The following is a 21,434-nucleotide window of genomic DNA, read 5'->3' as shown; positions in this document are numbered from 1 at the left end:
GGTCACCGGGCGCAAGCAGGGCGAACGGCGGGGTTGGCACTGCGAGGTATGCGCGGACGCCCTAGCCCGGAACAGAGCTAAAATCCGCTTCATGACTGCGCTGCTGGTCGCCAAAGCCCTTTTGCTGGGCTTTCTCATCGTGGCCTGCGGTGCCCTCATCGTGACGTATGTGCGCCGGCGCCGCTCCGGCGTGCAGCCATGGCAGAACCCTTATGCCGCACCATATCTCGACCTGTATCGCGGCGGACTGCCCCCGGTGCCGCCGCCGCCGTCCATGGCCTATGAGCGATCCGCCGACGGCGAGCCTCCCGCGCGCGGTCCCGATGGCGTTGCCGGTTAGCCCCAGTAGGCGAAGTTGCAGGTGGGTCGCGGTTCACTCTTGAGGGACACGAGCTTGTCGCCGTCCATGATGATCGTGCAGGTGAGCGGGGCGTCTCCGCCATCGGCGGATACCTGCGACTCCACTTCGTTGTACACCGAGTACTGCTTCTCCCACGGCAGCGGCACATTGGTCTCGGTCTGCTCCGGGCCTCCGTTGATCCGGTAACGAATCGTGACGGGGGCACTGCCGCCGCTGACCTTCATCACCGCAGTGCCGACCGGCTGGCCGGTGGGCGCCGCGGAGCTCGGCGCCGCGGGTGTCGACGTCGCGATCGCTGACGTGGTGCCGACGCCGCTAGTCGGATGTACCGCGTGTCCGGTGGTGCTCTTGGTGCATGCCGTCGCGACAACGCCTGCGAGCGAAAGGCTGATTACCACCGCGACCGCATAACGGTAGGAACGCATTTCCAAAGCGTAGTGACCGGGAACGGTCGCCGCAGCAAGTGCGCCGTAGGGGTGTGGCTCGCAATCGCCCACCATGGTCGCTGTCGGGCCGGCCTGACTGCGGCGGTGACGCGGCCGTGCTCACCCGCGAGCGGGCCCTACTGGTCGTCGGTGAGGTCGCCCTCCACGGCTTGCCGGCGGCGCGCGTCTACCCCGCGATGCCACGCGTCGTGGATTCTTATGTTGTGAACGATCGTGCCGCAGCCCCTGCACGTGTAGAGGGTGGGGGATCGACGCGGCTCGTAAAGCTCGTAGTCCGGGTCATGGCGTGCCATCGGTGATTTCCCCCCGCCTCTCCAAAAGAGCTGTAGATACGTCGGTGTCAGCCCGCCTTGTCAAACTGGATGCCTGCGTTGGATGCGGCGTCGAGGTCCCCGGCTACCCGAGGAGCTGAGCATTCGAAGACCTCGCTGTTCGACGCGCGACTAATATCTTCATGGACGACAGTACATGACCGCGCGCGCCAATGTGAACTCAGGAAAATGGCCTGTGGATTTCCTCGAATTCACCGATCAGGGCCGGACCAGCTAGCGGCTTTAAAGGTGATGGGCAGCGAAATCCGCGCCTTGGTCGACCATGCCATTCGCCGCATACACAGTGTGAGCGATTCCGGGCGGTCCGGGCGGTGCACCATCGCAAATGTTGTCATCGGGGGCGCACAGCTGAATGGTCTTTGCTGCGTAAAGGGGACCGATCGTGATGGGCGGCGCGCCGGCACCGCGCAGAAACTCACTGGACGGTGTTCCGAACAGGACGACGGCGGCCACGTGATCAGCCACCGTCCGCGGCAGCGGTTGCGGGACGTAGGACACGAACTCCTGCGGCACTTCCTTGGGCACGGAAGCCGACGTAACGAAGCCCGCGACGGCGGCGCCTTGGGAGTACCCGCCGAGCACCACTCGGGTGTTCGGGCAGTTCGACGCCGTGGTCTCGATATGAGTGCCGGCGTCCCTGATCCCGTCCACCACGGTTCTGGCGAAAGCGATGCCGCCGTTGAAGTCGCTGCTCGCCTCGTAATTGACCGGATAGACCGCCATCGACCTGCCTCCCAGCCGTGATCCGAGTGCGTCGACGAATGCCTGCCCGATCCCGCCGACGCCAGGTGGCTCGCCGGTGCCGCGGGCGAACACCACTTCGACGTTGGGACATGGTTCGGCGGAAGCCGCGGGGACGGGTGCACAGAGAAACCCCGCCCAGGCTGTTGCTAGCGCAGTCGCGAGAAAAGAAAGGGATCGTAGCGAGCTCATGTCTGCGGATGCCCAGGTGCCATTCCGTCGAAACGGGTGTTTATTCAGCTTGGAGGGCGATTAGTTTCGTCATCGATTCCGGTCTGTATCCCCGACACCGCCAACCGCACTCCAGGGGAGCACCGATGACCGCTACCTATACCTTCGACGTCTTTTCGAGCCTCGACGGCTTCGGGGGCGTCAGCGGAGGGGATTGGGGCGGTTACTGGGGCAAGCAAGGCCCAGAATTGCTCGACCACCGGCTCGCGTTGTACAGCGAGGAACAGCGAATGGTCTTCGGCGCCAACACATATCGACTCTTCACCCAAATGCTGGCCGAGAGCACCGAGGATTCCGACGTGCGCGACCCGTGGGTCACCCGGATGAGGCAGCTGCCGGCCACGGTGGTGTCCACGTCACTGGGTGGACCCCTCGACTGGCCAGACGCGACACTCGTGCGCGGTGACGCCGTCGACGTCGTCGCCCGACTCAAGGACGAGTCCGACGTACCGTTGCGCTCGCACGGCAGCCTGTCGATGAACCGAGCGTTGATGGCCGCCGGCCTGGTCGACCGGGTCCAGGTGACGCTGTTCCCGGTGATCACGGGCCGCACCGGTGATGATCCGATCTTTCGCGGTGCGGCCGACTTCGACCTCGAATTGGTCGAAAGCCGAACGCTGGACGGCAATATTCACGAGCTCATCTACCGGCCCAGCCTGCATGCCTGAGCCCTTCAGCACACCCCGCCGGGACGACGCCGTGCCACGCGCCACCGCGTTGGGCCGCCGGAACTGAACGACCGTCCTGAACCTCTTGGGGCCGAGAATCGTGTCTACGGCTGGGCCGCTCGGTCACTGCGACCGGCGCGGTGGAACGGATGAGGGGAGCTCGGCAAATGCTCAGTGTCGCGATCCGGGACGAGCTGGCCGCCGATCTTGCGCAAGCCGAGCGCCGTCGCGAGCCCATCGCCCCATTGATCGCCGCGCACCCGGACATCGACGTTGTCGACGCCTACGAGATCCAGCTGATCAACATCCGCCATCGGGTGGCCGACGGTGCGCGGGTGGTGGGCCACAAGGTGGGCCTGTCGTCGTTGGCGATGCAGCAGATGATGGGCGTCGACGAGCCGGACTACGGCCATCTGCTCGACGACATGCAGGTGTTCGAGGACGTGCCGGTCGAGGCGGCGCGCTACCTCTACCCGCGGGTCGAGGTCGAGGTGGGTTTCATTCTGTCGGACGACCTACCCGGTGCCGGCTGCACCGAGGGCGACGTGCTGGCGGCCACCGAGTCGTTGGTCCCGTCGATCGAGCTGATCGACACGCGGATCACCGACTGGAAGATCGAACTGTGCGACACCATCGCCGACAACGCCTCCTCGGCGGGCTTTGTTCTGGGCGAGGCGCGGGTGCCGCCAGACGATGTCGACGTCAAAGCGATCGGCGCGGTGCTGACGCGCAACGGGCAGGTGGTCGCCGAGGGCCGCGGCGACGCCGTGCTGGGCAACCCCGTCACGGCGGTGGCGTGGCTGGCCCGCAAGGTCGAAAGTTTCGGCGTGCGACTGCGACGGGGCGACATCGTGTTACCCGGTTCGTGCACACGGGCGATCGACGCGCGCCCCGGCGACGAGTTCGTGGCCGAGTTCTCGGGTCTCGGTTCGGTCCATTTGTCGTTCGAATGACTCATATCGACCGGAGCGCTGTGGCGGCGTGGCGGACGCCGTCGAGCCGCCCAGGTAGCCGGCGAACAGCACCAGCGCACAACCGGCGAGCTGCAACGCAGAGGGGCGCTCGTGCAGCACGCCAGCACCGAGCGCGACCGCGCCCACCGGCATCAGCAACAGCAGCGCGGAGCTGACGGTGCTGGGCAGGCGGGCTGAGAACAAAGCGACCAGCAGCCAGCCGAGCAACTGTCCAGTGATCGCGACCAGGATCAGCCATCCTGTGGCGCGCCAGCCCGGCCACAATTCGATGCCGTGCCACCACGGTCCGACCGCGGCCGCAACGATCGCCGACGTCGCCAGCACGATGGCATAGGTCTGCATCGGTCGGCCGGATTGCCCGCCTCGTCGCAGCAAAAATAGGAATCCCGAGTAGCACACCGCCGCGCCGATCGCATGCACAGTTCCGCGTGCAGGGTCGGTGCCGGAGAATCCGTGCTCGAGCAGCCCGCCGGCGAGCATGACGCCGGCCAGCAGCGCCGGCAGCGCAAGCAGGAATCGCCGCGAGATCCGTTCCCGGTCGATGAGCCAGGTCAGGAACGGAACAATGGCGACCTGCGTATTCACCAGGACCGTCGAAAGCCCTGCTCCCACTTCCGGTATGGCTTGAGTCCATAGCAGCATGTCAGCGGCGAACAACGCACCACAGCAGACCGCCGACAGCACACCGCGACGCGACAAGCGTTCGCGCCGTTGCCATTCCGGGATCGCGAGGACGACGACTACGGGTAGCGCTATCAGACACCGCGCGGCTGTGGCGGTAGCCGGGGTTGTCGCGGCCAACTTGAGCAGTATCGCCGAGGCTGACAGGCACAGGGCACCGAAGACCAACCCGGACTGACTCTTTAGGTGCGTGGATGGGGATCTCATGCTGAGACACGTACCCGATGTTCTAATGCCTAAATCATAGTTAAGGCATTAGACTGGGAGGCATGGCGCGGTCCGCGGCTTCCGAACTCGATCTTCGTGGGGGTAATCCCGCGGTCGACCTGGTCAACACGGTGGCGTGGCGCGGCGACCCGCAGCGTCGTACGGAATATCTAGTGGACTATCGCGACCTCGTGGCCTGGGCGCACCATGCCGGCGTGTTGTCGCCCGCCGAGGCGCGCAGCCTCGTCGAGCGCGCCGTTGCGGACAACGATGCCGGCGCGAAGACGCTGCGTCAGGCGCGCCACCTCAGGGAGGCGCTGCATTGCATCTGGACGGGGCGGGGGTCGGCACGCGACGCCGATAGGGTCGCCGACGCTTACCGATCCGCGCTGCGGGTCAGGCGGCTCACCCTCGACGAGCATCGCGGCAGATGGCAGGACACGGCGCTGACGGTGCAAACGCCACTACACCGCCTGGCGATCGAATCCGTGACGTTACTGACGACCGTGCCTCGCTCGCGCGTCAAGCACTGCGGCGACCCGGAATGTGGATGGCTTTTCCTCGATTCCAGCCACCGACAAAACCGCCGCTGGTGCAGCACGGTCGACTGCGGCAACCGCGCCCGCGTACGACGGTTCTACGAGCGCAACAGGAACGACCCAGCGTAGTAATGCTGCCTATTCATTCGTGGGTCGCCCCGACGAAATGGGATGCGCGAGCCGAATTGCTAGCTTTTCCAAACGACCTTGTCCGTGCCGCCGGCGTCCCGGTAGACGACGCTGTCGGGGTTCGTGCCATTGCGAACATCGAAGTAAATGCGTCCCGTAACCGGCGTGCCGAGGGGGAGTGGCCCTTCGGGAAGACCGTCGGTCTGGTTGCCCTTCATCACCGCGAACGTAGAGCTGTTAACGGCCCGAGCGTTGAAGTCGGCGATGTTCGGAGTTGCATTACCGCTCACACCTTTGGCCGTGACGTCGGAATACCAGATCCCGTCGTTGTGGCCGCTGGGCTGCAGGTTGCTCACGGTGTAATCGATGGTGCCGCCCATACTGGAGATTTCCGCCATTTGACCGAACTGCAGCAGTTGCGGGTCAGCCCATGCCGGTGTCGCCGCGAGGATTCCGGCGGCCGCCAACACGGCTGTTGCTGCCGTGGTTTTCGATGCAATGTGAATGAATGCCACGTCGGGCCCCCTTCGTGATGTGCCGTTATCCAGGAGCGGCAGCTGGAATGAGGGCTATCCAAAGCTCGGAATTTCAAACCTGATTTAGCTGAATGGCGTATTGATCCTGCGCTCAATAATTCGCTTGGGTAGCCGAGCATTTCCCTGCCCGAGCCATTGCTGATTGGACTGCTCACCGACGGGAGGGGAGTGCGACGCGGTGTGGCCGCGGCGTAAGTTCGGTCCGGCGAGGGGGTCAGCCGCAGCTCGGCCCACACCACAGGAAGACGCGAGAGGAAACCATGACGAGGATCGGATACCGCCACACGGCAGCCGTCGGCCTGGCCGCCGCCGCACTGATCACTGCGGGCTGCAGCAGTGGCAGGAGCGTCGACGCGTCGGCGCCGCCTCACGTCGCGGTGAGTGCCACCTCCACGTCCGGCATCCCGGCGCCGCCCACCGAGGTGAAGCTCATCGGGGAACGCGACGTCGAGGTGACGCTGACGGGCCCTATCGCCGCCAAGTACTCGACGGCAACCGAGGAACAGAAGAAGGCACTCGGCAAGCCACTGACGGGTGACCGCAACGCAGGCACGCGGGAGAGCGGCCTGGTATTCCAGCAATTCCAAGGCGGCGTGATCACCGCCAGGAACGACCAGGCCGGCACGCCCGCGTATATCACCCTCGGCAGGATCCGGGAGGCCTGGAATATCCCGCGCAACCCGGACGGCACGCCGGCGGTCACCGGCACCAACGGGTCGGCAGGTCCGCTGGGTTTCCCGACCAGCGACCAGACCGCCGCCGGCGATCTGCTCGTGTCGAACTTCGAACACGGCAAGATCGAGTACAACCAGAAGACCGGCCAGGTCGACGTGACGGTCAATGGCAAGGTCGTCCCGTCCGGGCTCTAGTACGAACCGGGCGCGAGGACAACACCCCAACCCCACACCGACTGGAAAGTGCATATTCGATCGACAGCCGGCGGCGCTTAAGCCCTTTTAAACGGCGAACCTGAGATTGGGGAGTCGCGCGAAATGGGTATCCGCAGTCAAGCGGCACCGGCCGCGGCAACCCCGTAGATCGGAGCGATCGTGATTATCCTCGGCATCATCCTTCTCGTTGTCGGCTATTTCACCGGACTGAGCATCCTGTACACGATTGGCGGCATCCTGGTGCTGATCGGCATCGTCTTGTGGATCTTGGGTGCGGTGGGGCGTCCCGTCGCTGGCCGCAAAGTGTGGTTTTGACACGCGTCGTGTCGCGTGGCTTTAGCGAGCCAAGTCGGCTCGTTAAAGATGCGGAATCGGTTGGGCGCTGGCCTCCGCGGCCCGCGCCGGCCGCGGCCTGCGAGCGAGCGATGAACCGGGCCGAAACGATGCCGATGCAGCTCAGCTAATCCGCGCTTCGTTTGCCTGTCTGCCACAAGGAAGCCCCGGCGTTGGGGCGCAAGGCAGTGTGTGCCAACAGTTCTCGCATTCGCTCTAGGCGGGTCGTGTCGTGCACGCGTGTCGGTGGCAGTCCTTAGCATGTCGGCTATGAACGATGACATGAGCGCACACATTGACCGGATGGCCGTCGAGGCGATCGACCTGATGGTTGACGCGGTGAGCGAGGTCCCACAGGGCAGCTGGAATTCGCCATCGAATCTAGAAGCGTGGAGCGTGGGTGAGTTGGTGGCGCACGCGACCGGTAGTGCTACCAAGGTCGTCACGCTTGTCGAAGGTGGCGAACTTTGGGGCGGGCCTTCCCTGCCATCGGACTGGACTTATGACGATCCCGCGGGTCGACTCCTGGAATTGAGCGTTCGTCTTCGTCAGGCATTGCCTGCAGTCGACCTCGATGCGCTACGGGTTTCGCCGGAAGGAGAAGTTCCTCTTCGCCGTGCGTTAATGTATCCCGTTTCTGACTTGGCCTTGCATAGTTGGGACGTCCGCCGATCCCTGGGCAGGTCCGTTGAGTTGCCCGACGACCTGCTCGGCCTGTGTGAAGGACTCGTTGAGTCGTTGCCAGAAGCGATGCTCCGGCGCCCGGGTGCCTTCGGGCCGGCCCAGCCTGCGCCGGCGGATTCGTCACGAACTAGTCGACTCTTGGCATTTCTTGGCAGGTCTGTCGGCGACAATTGCGGCGCTCAACCTACGCCGTGAGATCCCTTGTCCGCGAAGGCCCTGCGTAGACCGAGCCGCTTCAGTGCTGGGAACCGCTCGGTGTACTCACGCGCCCACGTGGGTGCCCGCGAACGCTGGGGCAACCCGCCATATTCCTTCCGCGACGGCGGATTCCCATCCGCAACTCAGAGGATCGGCTACCGCAACTTGTCAGGATTTCCCTGACTCCTCGGTTCATGGGGATCGACGAGCTCGAGTAACCAGGCCGCCCAAGTGGCGTCGGTGCGTTTGCCGGGTAGTGCGAGAGCGGTCGAGACCGTGACGATCAAGCCGGTGGCGAAAAAGGTACGTATCTGTAGCGTGTCGGTGTCGGTGAGGTCGGCGATCTGCCGCTGCAGTGTGACGTAGCGACGGGCGACGCTCTCGCGCACCGCCTCATCGCCGGCCGCGGCGTAGCTTTGCAGCAGCATCAAGGCGGTTGTTCGGTCGCGCTGCAGCAGACGCCGGTATGCGTCGCCCATAGTCACGAGCGGTGCAGCCTCGTTGCCAGCGGTAGCCCGGTCGGCGGCATCCGTGAACGCTGAGGTGATGCGGTCGAAGATAGCGTCGACGACTTCGAGGAACAACGCCCGTTTGGAGCCGAACATCTGCACGACGCGCGGGTGTGAGATGTCGGCGCGCGCCGCGATCATCTCCAATCGGGCTCCCGCTAAGCCGTTCTCGGCGAATTCGGTGGCGGCGGCCTCGATGATCTCGGCTCGCCGTACAGCGACGGGCTTGCGCACTCTTGACGTCGGCGCGCCACCCGTCATCGCGGCTTTTTGCCAATCTGGCGCAGCACCAGGTGATTGTCGTAGATGCAGCGATAGGCGCTAACCAAGCCGTCCTCGCCGAACTCGAGGCGATCGTCGCCGTGGAACTCGACCTTCTTCCCGGTTTCGGCATGGGTGCCGGTAAAGCGCCAAGCGAGCAGCACGGCGCGTCGGGTGACGTCGGCGTAGAGGCCCTGGAAGTGGAAGACGTGGTCGGGAAACGACGCATTCATAGCGGTCACAAAGGAGCGGAGGTGGTCGCGACCATAGACGGTGCCACCGAGCGCCGGTTCGTCGTAAACCAAGTCTTCCGCGCACAATGCGGCGACACCTTCCGCATCGTGGTCGTTCCAGGCCCGTTCCCAGCGGTGCTCAAATTCTTCAACAGCAGCCAGGTCGAGGACAGCGGGCTCATTGATCAACATCACGCAAGTAACTTACTAGTTTGTAAGGACGATATGCAACCACCTTGAAGCGGGCTGTTCGAAATAACGTAGCCACACGGCGCACCCAGTCTGCCGCAACCGCGGGCCCGCCGCGACGATCATCCTGGGGAGCCGTCTCTGCCGTTTCCTCCGCACCCGTACCACATCATGACCCCGCGACCGTCTCGTTCGCGATCAGTATGTGCATTCGCTGGCGCGTGCGATCGCGCGGAGATTCGACTCGGCGTGACAGCTCCGGCGAATGGACGGTCTCAGCCGAAACAACCACAGGCGTGGGGGAGGGCATGGCCAGTTATCAGCAGTCGGTGAAGGCGCTTTCCAGTTGCCGTTGGAGTGCGGCCGCCTCGTTGGTCTGATTACCCTGAGGGGCTTGGGATTTGGGGGCCCCTTGGCCTTGGGGGCAGCTCGGCACCTTCAGCGAGCCGCTGAATTGGTGAAAATTGTCGGGCTCGACCATGAGGTGCCACTCCAATTGCAACGGTTGCTGTTTACTGGGCGCCACCGCGGAGATAACTGTTTTCAGGTCACCGTAGGCCCTGGCAGTGTCGGTGACGTATACCGACACTGCAGTGATCCTCGCGTTGTCGACGCGCACGTAATAGACCGGCAGCACCCGCCGCGATAGCAAGGCGTCAATCGCTGCGCGCTGCTCGCCGCTGATCGGAACACCGACTTCCCATGTCGGATACTTCGTCGGTTCGGCGGAACGGATATAGACCGTCATCGGTTCAGGCTTGACGGCCGCCAACACCGCAGTCAAGACGTCGCTGGTGTGTTCGATATCAAAAACCCTAAGCCGCGAACCAGTACCGTCACGTGACCATTGGATTGGCGATCGCGGGACGCGGGTCCTCAATTCCCGCAAGCGATGTGTGTCGTCGGCGATCTGTGCGGGGTCGAGCTGCGCGCCGCGTATCACCTCAAGTTCATCGCCGACGACGAAATCACAGGACTGACGGTAGCCGTCGAAATCGCCGCCCTTGATACTGGTGATGCGCGAGGCGACAGCGGCGATCTGCTCCTCGCTTGCCTTAGGCATAGTGATCACCAATTTCACTTCCGCGCCGTTCTCAAAATCGTTGATATAGCCGGGATCAACGCTGTCAACCCCAGGCATCTTCGCTATTTCGGCCTGAAGGTGGCGGGCCTCGGCGCTGCGATTCAGAGCAGCGCATCCACCAGTCGCCGCCACAAGACACGCCACCGCCGGCATGCAAAACCGCCACAGCCGGCGCCGCACGATCAGCCGTAGTGCGGCGCTAACCGGATACCCCGTCATTTCGCCATTATCGGCGACGAGCCGGAGCTCCGTGCGGCATCGAGCCGGCAATCGCGCCCAGTAGGGGCAGGGCAGCCTAGTGTCGCCTCCTGCCGGCGCTTCGCACGTCGCATCGCATATGCGCTCGTGGGCCCTGGCGGGGTGCGGCCGGACAGGGCGGCTAGCCGGTCGATGGCGGGAGCGTGTTCATCGATGGGTTGAGGTGGCGCGAATTGGCTGTTGCGGTGTAGGGCTGCTGAGCGGCTCTCGACGAAGGTCAGGTCCTGCGCGCATAGATGGCTTCGGCGCTGAGCCGACTTTGAGATTGCCGCAGAAGTACTGTCCGTTCCAGCATCAATGGGTTCTGAAACGGCGGACCATCTGAGCAGCTCCTTCAAATGCGCTGCGCCGCGACGTATTTTGCAGGAGGTGACTGGTAACTCTGCATATACAAGTCCTGCATATTGCGCGTGCCAGACTCGATGGGGATCTCATAGAGAGACGGACCTATCGCACATCGCCATTCGGATTACTCGACCGATGAAGGTTCCACTGGCCGCAATCGGGTGCCAGGACGTCGTTGACGTCCACTTCGAGTCCGCCGACCTTCGGCCCGGGATTGGACGCGGTGCTCACGACGCGCTGGTAGAGAACAGCGGCGGGGTGAACCCGATTGCCGGACCAGGCTTTAGTTTGCCAGGCCCACCGGCGGCCAGCAGTGCTCGAAGACCCGATAACGCCATCGGTCGCGGCCCACTGGCACACATCGATGCCCCCGTAGACTCCGGTGCGTTGAACGCCGAGAACCGAGTTGATTCCCCGAAACCACTGCAGCGCCACGCGATTCCACGTGTCGCGGTTGATGCCTTCGTCGATCGTGAAGAAAATCGGCGCATCCTCGCCGCCGCCCGCCGCGGTGTGCAGCTGCCAAGCGGTGCGCGCGTCCGCGATGCCGCCGGCGTAGCCCCGCGTGAAATCGGACGGTGCCGACCCACCCGGCTTGCCGTATTGGTAGTTACTGACGATCACCAAGCCCGCGGCCTTCAATGAGTCGGCGTAGGGCCGAGTGATCGGCTTGGCGCCAAAAGACGAGCCAGGTCGTGACAGCGAGACGTAATTGACCACCCCGCTATAGCCGGCAGCTCGGATCTCCTGCGCCGGAATCTGGCGCGCGGCAAAGTCGATCAGTCGAGGGGGAGCGGCGGCGGCCGCGGTGGGCACGCCGCAGGCCACCGATGCGGCGCCCAGACCGGCCAACGCGGCAGCGTAGCGCAGCGCGTCGCGCCGGGAAACCGTGCGCAACCGCACATCGCTTGCCGTTGAGGGCAAATCGTGCATCGCGCGATGCTATCGAGGTGACTGCGGTTGCCGATAGACCTGCGCCAGCCGAAACGCGGTTGCATTCCCAAATAGATACCAAGTGGTGACCGTTCGGCTATGACCTCGGAAGCCGCGTGCGAAACAACCCGCCGTGCAGGCAGATTGATGTCTCGCTGCTAACCAGCTTGTCCCACGATCGCCCGCGCTGCGCGCTCGGCGATGAGCATGACCGGCGCGTTGGTGTTGCCCGAAGTGATGGTGGGCATCGCCGAAGCATCGACCACTCGAAGGCCGGCGGCGCGATACACGCGGCAGTCGGTGTCGAGCACTGTGGCGGCCGAGCGCGGCCGACCATGTGCGTCAAAGGCTCCCATCGCGCAGGTGCCCACCGGGTGGAAAATAGTCGTACCGAGTTCACTAGCCGCATTCTGCAGCTCTTCGTCGCTCACCAATTGTGGGCCGGGAAGCAACTCTTGGGGGCGGTAGCGGGCCAGAGCTGGCGCCGCCATAATCTGCCGGGTCATTCGGAGGCCAATCACGGCGGTTTGACGATCGGCGTCAGTCGACAGGTAATTGCAGGTGATCTTCGGGTGGGTCAGTGGATCTGCGTCGGCCATGCGCACATGGCCACGCGAACTGGGTCGCAGATTGCAGACCGAGGGAGTGATCGCTCCGAAGGGGTGCAGCGGTTCGCTGAACTTCGGCAAAGACAAGGGCTGGACGTGCCACTCCATATCGGGACTGCTTAGCGCGGGGTCGCTCTTCGCGAAGGCCCCCAGGGTGGAAGGCGGCATGGTCATGGGTCCTGATCGCAACAGCAGGTACTGAAGTCCCATGCCCGCGCGGGTGATCCAATTCCGGTACAGCGTGTTGACGGTAGGGGCGCCCCGGATCCGGTAGACCGTTCGAAGCTGCAGGTGGTCCTGGAGGTTCTCGCCCACTCCTGGCAGATCGACGGCCACCGGCACCTGATGCTGGGCGAGCAGGTCGGCCGGGCCCAGACCCGAGACCTGCATCAGGTGCGGCGAGCCGATGGCTCCGGCGCTCAGAATCACCTCCCGGCGGGCTCCGACGTCGATGATTCGATCACCTTTGAGCAGCCGCACGCCGGTGACGCGGTGCTGCGCCGTGGTCCAGGCACCGCGACGCTGATCATCGTGGACCTGGTCGTCCATCAGAAGCCGCAAGGCCTGCGTCTGGGTGTAGACGGTGAGGTTGGGTCGGCGGGCGACCGGATGCAGGAAAGCGTCGGCCATCGACCAGCGGCGGCCCCGCTTTTGATTGACATGAAAGTACGCACTGCCCGCGTTGTCGCCCCGGTTGAACTCCTCGATGGGGGCGATGCCCACCTGCGCGGCGGCGGCCTGCCAGGCATCCAAGATCTTCCAGCTCACGCGCGGCCGCTCGACACGGATCTCACCGCCGGCGCCGTGCCAGTCGTCGGCGCCGGCGAAGTAGTCTTCCAACTTCTTGTAGATCGCCAGTGTCTCGCCTGGTGAGTCCGAGCCGCCCCAAAGCCATCGCTCGTCACCGGTGGCCCGCACCCACAGCTCGTAATCGCTGGCCTGCCCGCGCATGTGGATCATCGCGTTGATCGACGAGCAGCCGCCGATCACGCGGCCCCGCGCGTAGAGAATGCTGCGGCCGGCCAGACCTGGGTCGGCCTCGGTGGTGAAACCCCAATCCGTGCGGGGGTTGGCCATCGTGTACAGGTAGCCCACCGGCACCTTGATCCAGAACCAGTCGTCTCTGCCGCCCGCCTCGATGAGGAGCACACGGCGATCGGGCTTGGCGCTGAGCCGATTGGCGAGCAGGCAGCCCGCGCTGCCCGCTCCCACAATGATGAAGTCGAATTCGGCGGCCGTGCTCATTTCCGGTATCGGTCCTCCCAGCGTCGGATGCGCGTCCTAGTGTGCGCGACGATGCCCTCGTCGCGGCGGGGAATGAGCGGCCCCCAACCGGAGTCGACCATTGACCACGCACAACGCTTAGCCTTGGCATCTGAAACTTGGTGTCGCGATGAGTTTCGCCCTCAGGGGCAGTCTGATCGTCATGGGCAAACTCATCTATGGCTTCAACGTGTCGGTGGACGGGTACATCGCCGACGCACAAGGCAGTATCGACTGGGCTGATCCGAGCGACGAACTGCACCAGTACTGGAATGACTTCGAGCGCGAGACCGCGCTGGCGTTTTACGGTCGTCGGCTCTACGAACTGATGTCCGCGTACTGGCCGACCGCCGACATGGCCCCGGACGCCACCCCGATGATCGTCGATTTCGCCCACATCTGGCGCGACATGCCCAAGGTTGTGTTCTCGCGCACCCTGGAATCCGTCGACTGGAACTCCCGGCTGGAACGCGGCGACCCGGTCGAGGTGGTGACGAAGCTGAAAGCCGAAACCGACGGCACGTTGGAGGTGGCCGGCGCGACGCTGGCCGCACCGATCGTGCAGGCCGGGTTGGTGGACGAGTACCGCATCGTGGTCGCGCCCACCCTCGTAGGCGGCGGCACCCCGTTCTTCCCGACAATGCCGTCATGGACCTCGCTGCGACTCCTGGAAAACCGCACCTTTCCGGGCGGCACGGTCCTGCTGAGGTACGAGGCCATACACGAGTGACCCGAAGACACTGCTGGACGAGCTGCGGACACACGGCGCGAGTCCAAATGTGCTGGCGTGCAATTGAAATGGAATGGTTTGACGGCGGCTTACACGGCTCGTCGCACAGTGCGGGGGCCGGATTGTGTGCTGTGACCGTTAATGATCGTTACCGCAATCGTGATCTCGCGCTCGTATCGTCGGATATACGAGATAGCTGAAGCTTTCGACCGTCAATAACGCCAATCGGCGTCCGCAAGCCCGGGGGACTGACATGACGACCGCAATCGACCGCGCACAACCCAGTCGAGGAAGACGCAGCTGACGACCATGACGATCTCCTGTTGGCGGTCGCGAAACTCAATGCGATGGCGCTAGGGGACACCGTTCGCGTCGAAAAGCAGCGCCCGAAACTCACGGAAGAAGAGATCGTGCGCGCGGCGATGACGGTGATTTTGGTATCCCTTGTGACGGTGATTGGCATCGCCGCGGGCGCAATCTTGACAATGGGTTAGCGCGCTTACAGCGGTCGGCAGGTCCTGAGATAACTGAGGAACGAGGCCTGCAAGCCGGTGACGTGCGTTTCGTGCAGGATCTCGCTGGTGACCGCTTCGCCGCGCGAGGTGAGGAGATGACGGATCGTGGCCGTGTTCTTCGCGAGGCGTTGGTAGACGGCAAGGTCACCGAGAAGCTCTCGGTCGTTGAAGGTCAGATGAAGCTTGGCGGCACGCCGGCTGTCACCCATCTCGTCGATCTGAGCGAAGATCTGACTGTCTTCGGCGATGACGCCGGGGCTGCCCGCTCCGATACTCTCGAAGAGGGCGGTTCCGGTGAGCCAGGTGTAGAGGCTGAAAAGTCCGCCGTAGGAGTAGCCGAAGAGGCCGTGACCGCGTCTGGCGGTGCCGTAGTCGTGTTCGATCCGTGGGTGTAGTTCCGCGGCGAGGAACTTCAGAAATGCATCGGCGTGAGTGTCGCGCAATTCGGCGAGATAGGCGTCGGCTTCCTCGCGTGTCCTCGCGCCCGCTTGCACTCCCATCTCCACGGCATCGATGAGCTCCTCGGCGATCGGCTCGCCGGGTGGAACAAAGTCTCTGTTGCGCAGCCGATCCCAGTCCCGTGCCTGCTCGCCCGCGTAGCCAACGCTGACCTGGATGTAAGGCTGGATCCGTTGCATGGGATCCATCTGGGTGACGATGAGCGGAGCCGTCAGACCCACAGCCCAGTTCCCGTCGAGCACGTACACGACAGGCACTTGCGTCGTGGCGCGGTTGGAGCCCGCTGGCGTGGTAACCCAGATGCCGTAGTCGTGCCCACGGCTGGAACGCATCTCGAAATAGTCGGTGTCGGCGAGACATCCTTGCCACATGGAGCTCATCCAAAGTCCTTCACGCTGCGCCGGCCGATTGTCCCGTGCAAGCGAACGCTGTTGGCGCGAAGCGACGCTCCTGTCGGCCCCCTGTACCCATGACCATTAGTGTGCAGCAACAGGAAGCAACGGACGGGACGTGCGTGTGCGATGGAGCTGATTCACCTGATGCAGACCGCGTACTTTGTTGGTAACCATGCATATTCGAATTGCTGATATGCCGCCGTACGGCGGGGGAGAGGTCGGCGTGCAGCCGACACCAAGAGGCTGTGAGGCGCAGACCTAGGTAGTAGTTCGGGGACGCGCAACGTGTTCTGGTCGAAAACCAGTCCATTTGGCCAGGGCCGGGAGGAGTCCGGTTGCGTTGCCGTCGTCGGTATCGACCCAAGCGACCTGGCCATCAGGTCGGATCAGCACGGCGTGGGGGTTAGCCACGCATCCGATGACCGGTAGGTGCCACAGGCCGGGATAGCTGGCGTCGACTACCCCCTCGTGGATGAAAGCTACAACCGTCCAACGAGCACGATGGTGTTCAGGCGCGGCGTTCGGCGGCGGAGATGCCGCCTTTGAGGAGCTCGTCGATGACCTTCTTGAACACCGGCAGCATCAGCCGGTCAACACCGACGATCTTCAGCGTTGACCGTAGATGCCAGCTGACCTCGGTCCCTGTGTCTGCTTCACGCAGCTGGATCGTGCCGATGTGATTCCGGGTCGGTGCGCCCGAGAGCATCTTGTACGCGTAGCGGGTGGGTCGCTCATATTCGATGATCTCCTCGACGAATGGGGGTCCGATCACCACCAGACGTCTGATCGCGCCGACACCGTTTGGTGCGGGGGTTCCCTCTCGATCGAGCGTGCTGCGCCGGCATGCCCACACGTAGTCCGCGATCCCGCGGTGGTCGGTCATGGCGTCGAACACGGTCTCGATCGGCGCCGTCGAGGTTCGGGTAAGGGTGAACTCGATCATCCGCACCCCATGCTGCCCGTGCGCGCTGCCAGTATCCAGTTGTCCGCCGTCATGATCCGTCCCCTCTCGCTACGGAGAACATAGCCCCATGGCCTGAAGCTCATCGAGGCCGCACAAGCCCGCTGGCGTGAAGTCAACGCATCCGAAACGGGTCGCCCTGCCGAACCTCTTCGACAGGCTGTGCAGGGCGTGGCTAGCGCAATGTAGGTGAGGATCTCGGTATCCCACCCGAAGACTCCTTGGCGATACCGGAAAGATCTCAGTTGGGGTGGGGGTCGATGGAGTTGGATGTTATGGGGGTGGGCCAATCGACGGGCGATTCGCGCAGTGACGAGATGTCGGGCAGCGGCTTGCGGCACAGCGCGCTGGCCTGCTTGGGCGTCATGCCGAGCGTCCGCAGGACACGTTCGGCCACCGCGTCGACGGTGGCATCGGTGTCACGTTCGGGACGCTCGCGCAGCAGCGTGGTCAGGCCGATGAACATGCCGCCGGCGATCGCCAAGCCCAGTTCAGCATCGCCAATCGTGAACCGCCCCTGATCGATCGCCGCGGCGATATCGCGCCGCGCCCGTGGAGACAATCCCCGGTCCGACAGGATGAGTGAATCTCCGTGCGCCAGCAACAACGCGGCCTCCTGCGGACGGTAACGGAATAGTCGCCCGCTCAGTCGGTAGTTGGCGGCAAACGCCTCGGCGGGGTCCGAGATCGATCCGGTGAAGCCGTCGAGCAGGGCGCCGAGGTCATCGAGGGCGTCAGTGACGGCCGCTGCGAACAGCTCCTCCTTGCTCGAAAAGTGGTTGTAGAACGACCCCATACCCACATCGGCGGCCTGGGTGATCTCCAGGATTGGAACGCTGGTCTTACCTTGCGCGATAAAGCTTTTCGCGGCCCGCACCAGAGCGTTGCGGGTGCGCAGCTTGCGCCGCTCCAGGCGATTGACCGGCGTGTTCGACAACTCGGCGGGATCGCGTTCGGGCACGTCCATGAGCCACAGGTTACCAGTTCGGCTCAATTCTGAGAATATCGTCAGAACACTTGACTGAGCTTTCGTACGTATGTGACGATTTCGTCAGCTCGAAGTGGAGGAAGCAAGGCATGGCACAGACGGTGGCGCCGATGAGCGATGGGCACGCGGGCCTGCACAGTGATCAGGGCGCCCTGCCGGGCGAGCATCCTGGGAGGTCACGGGATCCGATCATTCGGGTGGCCGACATCGCCTGGCTGGAGTTCGACAAGCCCGACCTGGTCCGCGCGGAGGCGTTCGCCCGGGCCTTCGGGTTCGGCGTCGCCCGGCGCGATCCCCACCAGCTGCACCTGCGCGGCACCAACGCCGGTTCGGCGTGCGTCGTCCTGCGTCGTGGGCCGCGCACCCGGTTCGCCGGACTCGCCTTGCGCGCGGCCGACGAGGTCGACCTGGTGCGGCTGGCGGACAAGACCGGCGCCTCGCTGCAGCCGCTTCCGGAGTCGCTCGGGGGAGTGGCGGTGCGTCTGACTGATCCCAGCGGCGTAGCGGTCAAGGTCGTCGCCGGTCTTCACCAGTTGCCGGCCCAACCCGCTCAGGTACCGCAGGTCTTCAACACCGGGCCCGATGACGCGCGGATCAATGCCACCGTGCGGCCCCTTCGCGTGCCCGCCCGCGTGCAACGCCTCGGTCACGTCGTGCTGCAGTCCACCACCTATCTGCGCACACTCAACTGGTACCTGGACACGTTCGGGATGATCGTCAGCGACTTCCTGTTCTTCCCCGGCCAGCGCGCCCGCGGGCCGGCGATGAGTTTCATCCGCTGCGACCGCGGCACCATCCCGGCCGACCATCACACCCTCGCCCTGGCCCTCGGTCCAGCCAACCGCTATATCCATTCCGCCTACGAAGTCAGCGATCTCGACGCGCTGGCGGCCGGCGGCGAATACCTGCGTGAACGCGGCTACTACCGGTCCTGGGGTATCGGTCGCCACATCCAGGGCAGCCAACTGTTCGACTACTGGCGCGACCCGGACGGCTTCCTCGTCGAACACTTCACCGACGGCGACATGTTCGACAACACCCTCGAACCCGGCTGGGCCCCCTTTACCGCATCGGGCCTGGCGCAGTGGGGGCCACCGGCGACAAAGGACTTCCTCGACGCCGACCCCCGCGCCGCCCGCCACCAGGTGACCGCGATGCTCACCGCCCTGCGCGCGGACAACGAATTCGACCTCAACCGTCTCATCGGATTACTGAAAGTAGCTATCTCGTGACCATTTCCGTCCTCCGCACCGCCGACGGCTGGTGGGTGCAAAGCGCCACCGGCGCCGCCCGCATCGATACCAGCGCCACCACCACAGCCGAACTCCTCGCCGACAGAGCCGCGATCGACGCGGCTGCCGCGACGGCCGGCACGGTCGCCCTCGACGAACTGAAGTTGCTGTCGCCGGTGACGACCCCGTGCCGCGTCGTCGCCCAGATGACGAACTTCGAATCCCACGTGGTCGACGCCGGCATGGACCCAAAGACTGTGCCGCTGACCTTCTTTCGGAAGTCTTCGGCGTCCATCACCGGACCCTTCGGTGAGATCGTCCGCCCGCAGCACGTGGGTCTGCTGGATTACGAAGTCGAAATCGGCCTCGTGATCGGGCGCGACATCCCGGTGGGCACCACCATCACCGACGCGAACCTGGCCGACTACATCGCCGGTCTGACCATCACCAATGACGTGTCCGCTCGTGACATCCAACTGCCGCAAACGCAGTTCTACGAGGCGAAGTCGTACCCGACCTTCACGCCGGTGGGGCCGGCGCTGGTGCTCGTCGATCCGTCCGAGTTGGCCCGATTCGGCGACCTGCGGCTGCGGCTGAGTGTCAGCGGCGAGGAACGTCAGAATTCGGTCGTCGACGGCGACATGCTCTACCGGCCGCTACAAGCACTGCAATCGCTGACACGATTCCAAGACCTCGCGACGGGCGATCTGATCCTCACCGGCACCCCGGCGGGCACCGCGCTGACCGCCCCGCCCAAGCCGGTCGAGATCATCGGCAACCTGCTACCGCCGGCCGTCAAATGGAAAGCCTTCTTCTCCCGTCAGGCGAAGAACCCGAAGTACCTGCAGCACGGCGACGTCGTCGAGGCATCCATTGCCACCGACGACGGCGCCATCGACCTCGGTGCCCAACGGCTGGCGGTGCGCCACGCATGAGCGGCCCGGATGGCGCGCCCACTGAGCACGTCTCGGTGGCCATTGTGGGCGGCGGTCCGACCGGTATCACCGCGGCGACCCTGCTCGCACAGCACGGCGTGGACACCCTGGTGCTGGACCGGTGGCCACAGGTCTATCCGCAGCCGCGCGCCGTGCACCTCGATGACGAGGTCTACCGGATCCTGGCCCGGCTCGGCATCGCCGAAGAGTTCGCCGCGATCTCCCGTCCGGCCCGCGGTCTGCGCTTGGTGGACCGAGACCTGAAGGTACTGGCCGAATTCCGGCGCGACACCCCGGTGACGCAGAACGGATTTCCAGCGGCAAGCATGTTTGATCAACCCGAACTCGAGGAGTTGCTCCGCCGCAATCTCGCCCGTTTTCCGCACGCCCGGTTCCGAGGTGACGTCGAGGTCCTCGGGGTTACCGCAAGCGCGGCGGTAGGACCGCTGCACCTGCGGATCCGCGACCGCATGACCAACCTTGAGTCGGTGATCAGCGCCGACTACGTGCTGGGCTGCGATGGCGCCAACAGCACAGTGCGCGGCGCGATCGGCGCGTCGATGCGCAACCTGAAATTCGATCAGCGCTGGCTGATCGTCGACATCACCACCACCGCCGACCTGCAGCAGTGGGACGGCGTGCATCAGGTCTGCGACGGGCAGCGGGCGGGAACCTACATGCGCATCGGGCCCACGAGGTACCGCTGGGAGTTCGCGCTCCTCGATCACGAATCGGCCGACGACTACGCCACTCTGGCCGCCCTGCGGCCGCTGATCGCCCCGTGGACGCGACACGTTGCCGACGCGGACCTGCGCGTCATGCGGGCCGCCGAATACACCTTCCGCGCTCAGATCGCCGACCGCTGGCGGCGCGGGAACGTTTTCCTGCTCGGCGACGCCGCCCACCTCACGCCGCCGTTCATCGGTCAGGGCATGGGTGCCGGACTGCGCGACGCGATGAACTTGGCGTGGAAGATCGCGGCCGTCCACCGCCGAAGTCTCGCGCCCAGCGTGCTCGACAGCTACGAAGCGGAGCGACGGCCGCACGCCCGGGTCATGATCGCCCTGGCGCTCTATGTCGGACGCGCCATGACCTTTGGTGGCCGGCTCGGCGCGGTCGCGCGCGCCGTCGTGCTGCCCCGCGTGCACAAGGTGCCCGGACTACGGGCGAAGGTCACCGATTCGCAGACCCCGCCGCTACGGTCCTCGACGCTGGTCCAGCGGACACTGGCCACCCGCCGTATCACGGGACGGCTCTGTCCAAACCCATTCCTGGACAACGACTGCCGGCTCGATGACGTGTTGGGTTCAGGCTTCGGTGTGATCACCACCGTAGAGCTGAGCCCGCCGCAGCAGAACATCGCGGCGGCACGTGGCGCCCGCACGGTCCACGCCGCCGCCGGGTCCGAGCTGGCTCGGTGGCTGAACCGCCATCACGTCAAGGCCGCAGTGCTTCGACCCGACCGCACCGTCATGATCGCCGGCCGCAACCTCACCGCCCTGTGCCGCGCTGTCCCGCTGTTCCTGGTGGACCAGGCGTCGGACCCCTCGCCACATACCGCCCCGGCCCACTACGAATAGGAATCG

25 protein-coding genes are annotated in these 21,434 nt (G+C 64.7%); 12 read left to right on the top strand and 13 right to left on the bottom strand.

Annotated elements, in window-relative coordinates; translation table 11 throughout:
• Positions 1-91: 91 nt before the first annotated feature.
• Positions 92-340, top strand: coding sequence for a hypothetical protein (locus DQP57_RS02540; RefSeq protein ID WP_112631413.1), 249 nt, complete (start codon positions 92-94; stop codon positions 338-340).
• On the opposite strand, the gene DQP57_RS02535 is transcribed toward DQP57_RS02540, so the two are convergent.
• Together DQP57_RS02535 and DQP57_RS02530 are read right to left on the bottom strand one after the other, a co-directional pair.
• Positions 337-786: a hypothetical protein gene (locus DQP57_RS02535; RefSeq protein WP_165821734.1), complete on the bottom strand. Its 450-nt coding sequence runs from the start codon at positions 784-786 to the stop codon at positions 337-339. The two genes, DQP57_RS02540 and DQP57_RS02535, sit on opposite strands and share 4 nt — an antisense overlap.
• Positions 787-1,361: 575 nt before the next feature.
• On the bottom strand, positions 1,362-2,072 hold the full coding sequence (locus DQP57_RS02530) for a cutinase family protein (protein WP_112631411.1): 711 nt from the start codon (positions 2,070-2,072) through the stop codon (positions 1,362-1,364).
• A 125-nt stretch (positions 2,073-2,197) separates the two neighbouring features.
• On the opposite strand from DQP57_RS02530, the gene DQP57_RS02525 reads away from it, so the two are divergent.
• Both DQP57_RS02525 and DQP57_RS02520 read left to right on the top strand, forming a co-directional pair.
• Complete coding sequence (locus DQP57_RS02525) at positions 2,198-2,779, top strand: dihydrofolate reductase family protein (RefSeq protein WP_112631409.1); 582 nt, start codon at positions 2,198-2,200, stop codon at positions 2,777-2,779.
• A 167-nt stretch (positions 2,780-2,946) separates the two neighbouring features.
• Complete coding sequence (locus DQP57_RS02520) at positions 2,947-3,732, top strand: 2-keto-4-pentenoate hydratase (protein ID WP_112631407.1); 786 nt, start codon at positions 2,947-2,949, stop codon at positions 3,730-3,732.
• On the opposite strand, the gene DQP57_RS02515 is transcribed toward DQP57_RS02520, so the two are convergent.
• Positions 3,634-4,641, bottom strand: a complete 1,008-nt coding sequence (locus DQP57_RS02515) for a DMT family transporter (RefSeq protein WP_112631405.1) — start codon at positions 4,639-4,641, stop codon at positions 3,634-3,636. The genes DQP57_RS02520 and DQP57_RS02515 overlap by 99 nt on opposite strands.
• 62 nt (positions 4,642-4,703) lie before the next feature.
• Between DQP57_RS02515 and DQP57_RS02510 the strand changes: the two genes are divergently transcribed.
• Positions 4,704-5,309, top strand: coding sequence for a CGNR zinc finger domain-containing protein (locus DQP57_RS02510; protein ID WP_112631403.1), 606 nt, complete (start codon positions 4,704-4,706; stop codon positions 5,307-5,309).
• Between the two features lie 59 nt (positions 5,310-5,368).
• Here the strand turns inward: DQP57_RS02510 and DQP57_RS02505 are convergent, their stop codons facing one another.
• Positions 5,369-5,824: an MPT63 family protein gene (locus DQP57_RS02505; protein ID WP_112631401.1), complete on the bottom strand. Its 456-nt coding sequence runs from the start codon at positions 5,822-5,824 to the stop codon at positions 5,369-5,371.
• A gap of 281 nt (positions 5,825-6,105) precedes the next feature.
• Between DQP57_RS02505 and DQP57_RS02500 the strand changes: the two genes are divergently transcribed.
• The 3 genes from DQP57_RS02500 to DQP57_RS02490 all read left to right on the top strand — a co-directional run bounded on the left by DQP57_RS02500 (position 6,106) and on the right by DQP57_RS02490 (position 7,947).
• Positions 6,106-6,714: an LGFP repeat-containing protein gene (locus DQP57_RS02500; protein WP_112631399.1), complete on the top strand. Its 609-nt coding sequence runs from the start codon at positions 6,106-6,108 to the stop codon at positions 6,712-6,714.
• Between the two features lie 180 nt (positions 6,715-6,894).
• A complete protein-coding gene (locus DQP57_RS02495; RefSeq protein ID WP_112631397.1) occupies positions 6,895-7,050 on the top strand; it encodes a hypothetical protein in 156 nt (51 codons plus the stop codon).
• Between the two features lie 288 nt (positions 7,051-7,338).
• A complete protein-coding gene (locus DQP57_RS02490; RefSeq protein WP_112631549.1) occupies positions 7,339-7,947 on the top strand; it encodes a TIGR03086 family metal-binding protein in 609 nt (202 codons plus the stop codon).
• Between the two features lie 158 nt (positions 7,948-8,105).
• Here the strand turns inward: DQP57_RS02490 and DQP57_RS02485 are convergent, their stop codons facing one another.
• From DQP57_RS02485 to DQP57_RS02465, 5 genes are all read right to left on the bottom strand, one after another.
• A complete protein-coding gene (locus DQP57_RS02485) occupies positions 8,106-8,720 on the bottom strand; it encodes a TetR/AcrR family transcriptional regulator (RefSeq protein ID WP_112631395.1) in 615 nt (204 codons plus the stop codon).
• On the bottom strand, positions 8,717-9,145 hold the full coding sequence (locus DQP57_RS02480; RefSeq protein WP_112631393.1) for a nuclear transport factor 2 family protein: 429 nt from the start codon (positions 9,143-9,145) through the stop codon (positions 8,717-8,719). Before DQP57_RS02480 ends, DQP57_RS02485 begins: the two co-directional genes overlap by 4 nt.
• A 316-nt stretch (positions 9,146-9,461) precedes the next feature.
• Positions 9,462-10,445 carry a hypothetical protein gene (locus DQP57_RS02475; protein ID WP_133259215.1) on the bottom strand — a complete coding sequence of 328 codons (984 nt, stop codon included), beginning with the start codon at positions 10,443-10,445 and terminating at the stop codon, positions 9,462-9,464.
• Between the two features lie 486 nt (positions 10,446-10,931).
• Positions 10,932-11,762: a DUF1906 domain-containing protein gene (locus DQP57_RS02470; protein ID WP_112631389.1), complete on the bottom strand. Its 831-nt coding sequence runs from the start codon at positions 11,760-11,762 to the stop codon at positions 10,932-10,934.
• Between the two features lie 158 nt (positions 11,763-11,920).
• The gene (locus tag DQP57_RS02465) at positions 11,921-13,615 is read right to left on the bottom strand and encodes a GMC family oxidoreductase (RefSeq protein ID WP_112631387.1); all 1,695 of its coding nucleotides are present in this window, start codon (positions 13,613-13,615) and stop codon (positions 11,921-11,923) included.
• 181 nt (positions 13,616-13,796) lie between these two features.
• On the opposite strand from DQP57_RS02465, the gene DQP57_RS02460 reads away from it, so the two are divergent.
• Both DQP57_RS02460 and DQP57_RS02455 read left to right on the top strand, forming a co-directional pair.
• Entirely contained in the window at positions 13,797-14,363 is a 567-nt protein-coding gene (locus tag DQP57_RS02460) for a dihydrofolate reductase family protein (RefSeq protein WP_112631385.1), read from the top strand.
• Between the two features lie 323 nt (positions 14,364-14,686).
• Positions 14,687-14,857: a hypothetical protein gene (locus DQP57_RS02455; RefSeq protein WP_240631652.1), complete on the top strand. Its 171-nt coding sequence runs from the start codon at positions 14,687-14,689 to the stop codon at positions 14,855-14,857.
• Positions 14,858-14,862: 5 nt separating this feature from the next.
• Here DQP57_RS02455 and DQP57_RS02450 read toward each other — a convergent pair whose 3' ends face one another.
• From DQP57_RS02450 to DQP57_RS02440, 4 genes are all read right to left on the bottom strand, one after another.
• Positions 14,863-15,717, bottom strand: coding sequence for an alpha/beta hydrolase (locus tag DQP57_RS02450; RefSeq protein WP_112631383.1), 855 nt, complete (start codon positions 15,715-15,717; stop codon positions 14,863-14,865).
• Positions 15,718-15,990: 273 nt separating this feature from the next.
• Positions 15,991-16,143 carry a hypothetical protein gene (locus DQP57_RS27070; RefSeq protein WP_430917701.1) on the bottom strand — a complete coding sequence of 51 codons (153 nt, stop codon included), beginning with the start codon at positions 16,141-16,143 and terminating at the stop codon, positions 15,991-15,993.
• Between the two features lie 97 nt (positions 16,144-16,240).
• Positions 16,241-16,675: an SRPBCC family protein gene (locus DQP57_RS02445; protein WP_112631382.1), complete on the bottom strand. Its 435-nt coding sequence runs from the start codon at positions 16,673-16,675 to the stop codon at positions 16,241-16,243.
• A gap of 259 nt (positions 16,676-16,934) precedes the next feature.
• Positions 16,935-17,660, bottom strand: a complete 726-nt coding sequence (locus DQP57_RS02440) for a TetR/AcrR family transcriptional regulator (protein ID WP_044485768.1) — start codon at positions 17,658-17,660, stop codon at positions 16,935-16,937.
• Positions 17,661-17,770: 110 nt separating this feature from the next.
• On the opposite strand from DQP57_RS02440, the gene DQP57_RS02435 reads away from it, so the two are divergent.
• From DQP57_RS02435 to DQP57_RS02425, 3 genes are read left to right on the top strand one after another with little or no spacing between them, the layout of a single operon-like run.
• A complete protein-coding gene (locus tag DQP57_RS02435; protein ID WP_112631380.1) occupies positions 17,771-18,913 on the top strand; it encodes a VOC family protein in 1,143 nt (380 codons plus the stop codon).
• On the top strand, positions 18,910-19,848 hold the full coding sequence (locus DQP57_RS02430; RefSeq protein WP_112631378.1) for a fumarylacetoacetate hydrolase family protein: 939 nt from the start codon (positions 18,910-18,912) through the stop codon (positions 19,846-19,848). Before DQP57_RS02435 ends, DQP57_RS02430 begins: the two co-directional genes overlap by 4 nt.
• Positions 19,845-21,428 (top strand): bifunctional 3-(3-hydroxy-phenyl)propionate/3-hydroxycinnamic acid hydroxylase, encoded by a 1,584-nt coding sequence (locus tag DQP57_RS02425; RefSeq protein ID WP_112631376.1) that lies wholly within the window; start codon positions 19,845-19,847, stop codon positions 21,426-21,428. Before DQP57_RS02430 ends, DQP57_RS02425 begins: the two co-directional genes overlap by 4 nt.
• The last annotated feature ends 6 nt before the right edge of the window (positions 21,429-21,434 follow it).

This window comes from Mycobacterium colombiense (assembly GCF_003284935.1).
GTDB lineage: Bacteria > Actinomycetota > Actinomycetes > Mycobacteriales > Mycobacteriaceae > Mycobacterium > Mycobacterium arosiense_A.
Note: the sequence above shows the minus strand (reverse complement) of the source record. Positions and strands in the feature narration are given on the sequence as shown.